Here is a 5,767-nt window from a genome sequence, read left to right as displayed (position 1 = left end):
AAATTCTAATGTATATTCATTGTTTTTTATACTCAGCTATTTTTATTGGCATGATATACTTCGATTATGAATGGTTTTTTGTGGCTTTAGTACCAGTAGCTTTTTTTCTGCAAATGCTTGATATTCAGAAAAAATATAAAAAGCTAAAGTCGTTGGGTTTGTATGATTAGTAAACTGAACTAAGTTATTTTAAAAACCGTCCATTGGGCGGTTTTTTGTTTGAATTTCCTTAGTGCAACACGAGACTTGAATGCCAATTATTGAAGGGTATACTGAAAACGACAACACTCCGGTCCATTGACCATAAATGAAGGAAAAATTATGACTATCTCAAAAAAAGATCCGTTCCAGGATTCTCTGCCAGAAGCAATTACTTCAAGCCTAGTTGCGTTACTTTCAGCTAAGGCGTATGTAGAAATGTTGCACCCAATCAGCGAAAAAATTAAAGCTGAAGCATTAGTACAATATCCAACATACGTAGCAGATGAGCCAGTCGGCCATATTGTTGAAAAGGTGGGTGAACGCATAATTAACTTTGATGATCTTTACTTGGCATCAGATGAAAGTGCAAAGTTACTGTTTGACCATCATAAAGCTGAACTGGAAAAGCTAGGCTTTAAAGCTGAAGGTCAGAAGTGTCCAGTATTGGTGGCTGAGGGGATGGTAAGAGATGCAAGGTCGCTACTATTTGAAGCGATGCAACCTTTTACTAATATAAACCCAAATGAAATACTACTCACTGATCACATAAAAAGGTACGAAAAATTGTTATTAGATTACTTGGTGCCTGTAGCAACGAGGCTTGGTATCGAGTTGAATATATTAAAAATCTCACATGGTTAAGATTTCTCTTAAAAGGCCGCTCAATGCGGCTTTTTTCTTTAAATTTCCTCACAACAAAACCTTCATTGCTACCTAATTTGTAAGACGTATACTGCAATTGAAAACATCCGGCCCATTGGCCATAAAAAATGAAAAGGAACACGATTATGACTTACACTGCTACTTATAATGTTGAAGACGACAAATTACGCATCGCTTGCGATGAACGTTGGGACCGTGAGCTGTTCAATGAAATGCGTCAAAAGTACGGCTTCACCTGGGCACCTTTGCAAGAATGTTTTTTTGCAAAATGGAGTCCAGCTCGTGAAGATAAGCTGATGGATTTGGCTGGTGACATCGTTGCTGACGAAATTACGATGCTTGAACGTGCAGAAGCAAAACGTATACGTCTTGAAGGTTATGCTGAAAATAATAAAGTTAAAGCTAACCGCTTTGCGGCTGTGGCTGATCAAATGGTATCTAATCAACCAATTTTGTTAGGCCATCACAGTCAACGCAAAATGGAACGTATGCAGGATGCTAAAGACCGCGCCGAAGCTCAGTCAATGACTGCTTTTGAGGCGGTACGCTATCTAACCTATAAAGCTCAAGGTGTTATTGTTCATGCTAACCGTAAGAACAAGGACGGGGTTAGAGCAAGACGCATTGAAACGTTGCTCAAGGAATTGCGAGACTGCCAACGCTCAATTAATGAAGGGCACACAATCGTTCAATTCTGGACTAAAGCCTTAGCTGCAGATGAAGGCAAGAAGAAATTCTATGCTGATAACTATCTCGGTTCTATGGTTGGTAAAGGTCGTTCTACATACCAACTTTCACCATTCGGTTTTTGGGGCGATGTGCAATCAGGCAAGATGACGATTGATGATGCTTTTACAAAGTCATTAGAGTATGGCCAACAAATGATTAGCGATGATCGAATAATGAGAGAAATAGCTCATTTGCTAGGTCGCTTAGGCTATGAAAATGCCATGCTAGGCGGTGCAGAAAGATTCCCTGCCGCTCTTACAGCAACAGCCCTTAAGGACTTTGCACGTAAGTTTGGTGTGGATTCACCTACTGTTGAAAAGCAAGAGAACGGCGATTGGTTGTTAACATCGGACGTTTATTTGCCATATTTCTTCAGTGAAGATGGTGAGTTAGTCAAAGCACTTGAGTTAAGTGAAGGGGAGTGGAAAACATTGTTTGTTGACTTAGGCTATGAGGTAGAAATACGTCAATCGGTTGCAAGCAAGATCCCTCTTCTGAACTTCAAAGCAGATAAGCCTTTGTTGCTGAAAACTCCTTGGTCGTCAGAACTTCAGACTTTTGAACAGGTCGAAATGACGAAAGAAGAGTATTCGAAAATTTACAATGATTATAAAGGCACCTATATAGGTACTGCTGATGATGGAAGTAAATATCGGATGCGTATTTGTGTACAAGGTTTTGGAGTGGGAGGGCGTAAAGCTGTTTATTTAATTGACAGCAAAGCTCATCCAAGTCCATATGGCAAACAAAATTTAGCTGCATAATCTAGGCAAAACGACAAAAAACCTCTTCGCAAGAGGTTTTTTTATTTTGCAATGCAAAAATTTAGATTGCATTAGATACACACTAATGGCGTGTACCGCATGCATATTTCCTATGTGTAATAACGATATTGAAACTTGATGAGTGGATTGTAAACTGTAGTAGATTTTATACGGCCCATTGGCCATAAATGAGGGTATTGAAATGCAAAATGTTTATAAAAGGGCTTGTAAACCCCTGTTTGCTCCAGTTCCGGTATATCAGCCGATTGAAAAGCCCGAACTGAAAAAAAATAGTATTGTCTCTGTGCATTTTTCGACTGAATGTCACGTTACACCAGATCAACTAAGTCATGAATTAGTTAACTTTGCTATAGATGCAGGAGCTAATATTGATTCAGGATATTGGTGTGATCCGCAAGCAGGTACGGGCCAGATTATCAATGCTATGTTGGTTGCAGGTGTTTCAAACGTCGTCGCGATAGAGAGAGAGTATTCACTGGTTAATTGTCTAATGGACCGTTTTGAGTGTAACGTTGACATAAGGCATATTGATTGTTTTGATTTGCCTTTGAAGGTGGATGTAATTATTGCTAATCATCCATTTAAGAAAGTTAAAGGCTTTTTTATGGACGCCATATCAAAACTAAATGATGGTGGTATTTATGTAGGCATTGTACCCAAAAGCTTTGAGTATGATGGTACGATTAAATTACTTGATTTAGGATTTGATACATTTGAAACAGCCAAAGTATTAACAAAAGTAATACTTTTCAAAAAAACTGAGTGATGAGTTTTGCCATAATAAAAGAGCTTCACAGCTCTTTTATTACCTTTTAGGCCCATCGGCCACAAATAATGGAGTAAACTAATGAATAATATTGAAACAGAACGTGGTTATGAAGATATTTACTCTTCAGAACCATACATAGATAGTGAGATAGATGGAAAACGTGTGCTTTTGCATATGATATATGTACCCCCATCAAAAAGGTCACAAGGATTTGGTAAGTCACTATTTAAATCGTTTCTAAGCGAACTTCCATCAAATATTGAATATGTTAGGTTGAAGTCTGGAATATTAGGAACTGGAGATACATTGCCATTTTGGAAAGCTTTAGGGTTTTCATCGGCATATGTTTGCGAGTGTGAAGAAAATTCAAGAATTTTGCATCTTGCAGTAAACGGCTATGAGCTTCCTCAGCCTGAAATTTCACTAGCTAATGAGGAACGCCATTATATTTTTGATTAAAATAAAGGGTCTTAGTTCGCTATTTATTCAAAAAATTTGCAAACTATCTTTATATGAAAACGGTCCATTGACCATAAAAAAAGGAATGTAACATGACAATAGTAACTCGACCTATAAATGAGAATGAAAGAGATTTTTTAATAGAAGATGATTTGATACACTTACCATTCATCTTGAAGGACATTAATGATGTCGAACAGATGAAAGTTTGTGCTCCTGAAGGTGGTTGGACTCATGATATGTTGGAAAACATTGATTGTTATAAAAACTGCCCTTTTGGGTGGAATGCTTATTTAGGCTCCCAACACTGGATAGGAAGTTCTGAGGTCTAAATAAATCTCATTAGATAGAAACCGCCAAATTGGCGGTTTTTTCATTTAGACTAAAAAATTTCCCCATGGCAATTCACTTCTTGCAGGTTGATTATCAAGAGGTATACTGAAATCTTCACACACCGACCCATTGGTCATAAATGTAAGAGAGGATATATGTTAGGTTTAATGTTAGGTATTGCAGCAATACTTCCTATTGTTGTTTTATTGATTATAGAGGTTTCTTGGAAGCTTAAAGGTTTTCCTCGTTTACTCGTGGCAAATCTTTCTTGTGTACCGTCTGCCGTGTTGATTTATAAGGGGTATCTTATATATTTTTATGGTGATCAGTATTACGGATTGATATTACTGTTTATACTTGGTTTTACTGCAACCTTAGTGAACAGTGTAAAATCCTTCATACCAAGCTGATAGAACAACAATCATTAAAATGAGCGACTTTATGTCGCTCATTTTTTACTGACTATGTAGAGATTTATATTTTTCATGGTTATACTTAGCGGCAGATTACTATAGTTTGGTGGTATTAATGAGTAACAATTCTATTAGATCTTTTTTTGCGCATGCGTTTCCATGCTTAATTATGTCATTTTGCATGCTATGGTTTTCATGGCTTGCTATCAAAGAGCCAAATGATTCAACCGCAATTTCTTATTTAGTAGTTGCATCGGTTTCATTTACTTTAACTATGATAGGCTATTGGGGGTATTGTAAATACCATGTACCTAAACACTCTCATAGTCCCTTATTAGCAATAATCTATACCCTACTGTTTCCTTTTATTTACTTACCAAGACTTTTTTATAAAAAATAGAGATGGTGCAGGTGATAGCAAAATTTTTAAACCATCACCATCACCATTGATTTTTTCGTTACACTACGCCTAGCGATCTCCAGAACCAATCTGCAAATGACAAACTGGGAATGAGCACCACTGCAAGGAAAATGCCGTAGTGGATAAAGTTCTCCCGTGTTCCATGCCTACCCGCCGCGATTGGAAACAACATTAACATCAACAGATAGATAACCATAAAAATTGACCACATAAAAAATCTCCCTTTCAATTGTTAAACTTACCTAAGCAAGATATAGGCCAATACAGAATGAGTTGAAAATACCTAGCAGGGGGGAATGATGGGCGTTTACAATTAGGTCATATCAGAAGATCTGTAAGAAAGTATGACATCGATCTCTATATGTGTCACAAAACGTGACACTTCATTGTCATCTGTTTCATGCAAAACTCGCATTGCCAAAATAGCATAGTTTTGCATTGCAAAATTTGTCTATTTCCTCTGAATAAAACTTCACTTGTGGATGTGTTTGTACTGCCTATAATGACAGTGTAAACAATCCGGCCCATTGGCCACAAACGAAAAATAAAGGATGTAAAATAATGGCTACTTCATCAAATATTAATGAAATGCAAACTGCGCTATTCAAAGAACTCGGCGTTTTTTTTGCTTTTAGCAATAAGCAATTTGAAGAGCAAAGACAGCCAGGAGTGGACTATTGTACAGTTTTAGATGCTGGTGATTGCGTTCCTAAGTCAAATGCTGCTGAATTTGCACAACGTTTGTCATCTCTCCATAAGGAGTTTAGGAAAAAGCAGTTGGCTGAAAAGGGCATTGAAAAAATTATTGAAGAGCAGCTAGTTAACCATGAATGTTTTTATACTGGTGAAATCGACGATGCTGTAGAAGCTCTTGCAGGTTATGAGGTCACTTATGAAGCTGTTGAAGATGTTTACCGTAAAGTAGCACACAGATACTCGCATTGGTAAAAATATTTATATCTAAGAATAAAAAAGCGCTATGCGCTTTTTTTTT

The 5,767-nt window shown here is 37.2% G+C and carries 7 protein-coding genes; all 7 read left to right on the top strand.

Translation table 11 applies throughout. The features are described 5' to 3' along the window. The first annotated feature begins 321 nt into the window (after positions 1–321). The 7 genes from KFE26_RS23165 to KFE26_RS23135 all read left to right on the top strand — a co-directional run bounded on the left by KFE26_RS23165 (position 322) and on the right by KFE26_RS23135 (position 5,721). On the top strand, positions 322–843 hold the full coding sequence (locus KFE26_RS23165; RefSeq protein WP_212601860.1) for a hypothetical protein: 522 nt from the start codon (positions 322–324) through the stop codon (positions 841–843). 146 nt (positions 844–989) lie between these two features. Then, a complete protein-coding gene (locus tag KFE26_RS23160) occupies positions 990–2,357 on the top strand; it encodes a DUF3560 domain-containing protein (protein WP_212601859.1) in 1,368 nt (455 codons plus the stop codon). A gap of 202 nt (positions 2,358–2,559) precedes the next feature. After that, the gene (locus tag KFE26_RS23155) at positions 2,560–3,144 is read left to right on the top strand and encodes a class I SAM-dependent methyltransferase (protein ID WP_212601858.1); all 585 of its coding nucleotides are present in this window, start codon (positions 2,560–2,562) and stop codon (positions 3,142–3,144) included. Between the two features lie 81 nt (positions 3,145–3,225). Further along, positions 3,226–3,606 (top strand): N-acetyltransferase, encoded by a 381-nt coding sequence (locus KFE26_RS23150; protein ID WP_212601857.1) that lies wholly within the window; start codon positions 3,226–3,228, stop codon positions 3,604–3,606. A gap of 92 nt (positions 3,607–3,698) precedes the next feature. Beyond that, positions 3,699–3,938, top strand: coding sequence for a hypothetical protein (locus KFE26_RS23145; RefSeq protein WP_212601856.1), 240 nt, complete (start codon positions 3,699–3,701; stop codon positions 3,936–3,938). 156 nt (positions 3,939–4,094) lie between these two features. Next, on the top strand, positions 4,095–4,349 hold the full coding sequence (locus KFE26_RS23140; protein WP_212601855.1) for a hypothetical protein: 255 nt from the start codon (positions 4,095–4,097) through the stop codon (positions 4,347–4,349). Positions 4,350–5,334: 985 nt separating this feature from the next. Next, positions 5,335–5,721 (top strand): hypothetical protein, encoded by a 387-nt coding sequence (locus tag KFE26_RS23135; protein WP_212601854.1) that lies wholly within the window; start codon positions 5,335–5,337, stop codon positions 5,719–5,721. The last annotated feature ends 46 nt before the right edge of the window (positions 5,722–5,767 follow it).

It is taken from the genome of Shewanella sp. M16 (assembly GCF_018224605.1).
GTDB lineage: Bacteria > Pseudomonadota > Gammaproteobacteria > Enterobacterales > Shewanellaceae > Shewanella > Shewanella oncorhynchi.
The sequence above is the reverse complement of the archived record's forward strand: the minus strand, read 5'-3'. Positions and strand labels throughout refer to the sequence as shown.

Coding starts and splice junctions, on each gene's coding strand:
- KFE26_RS23165 (WP_212601860.1), top strand. CDS start 322: ATGACTATCTCAAAAAAAGATCCGTTCCAGGATTCTCTGCCAGAAGCA.
- KFE26_RS23160 (WP_212601859.1), top strand. CDS start 990: ATGACTTACACTGCTACTTATAATGTTGAAGACGACAAATTACGCATC.
- KFE26_RS23155 (WP_212601858.1), top strand. CDS start 2,560: ATGCAAAATGTTTATAAAAGGGCTTGTAAACCCCTGTTTGCTCCAGTT.
- KFE26_RS23150 (WP_212601857.1), top strand. CDS start 3,226: ATGAATAATATTGAAACAGAACGTGGTTATGAAGATATTTACTCTTCA.
- KFE26_RS23145 (WP_212601856.1), top strand. CDS start 3,699: ATGACAATAGTAACTCGACCTATAAATGAGAATGAAAGAGATTTTTTA.
- KFE26_RS23140 (WP_212601855.1), top strand. CDS start 4,095: ATGTTAGGTTTAATGTTAGGTATTGCAGCAATACTTCCTATTGTTGTT.
- KFE26_RS23135 (WP_212601854.1), top strand. CDS start 5,335: ATGGCTACTTCATCAAATATTAATGAAATGCAAACTGCGCTATTCAAA.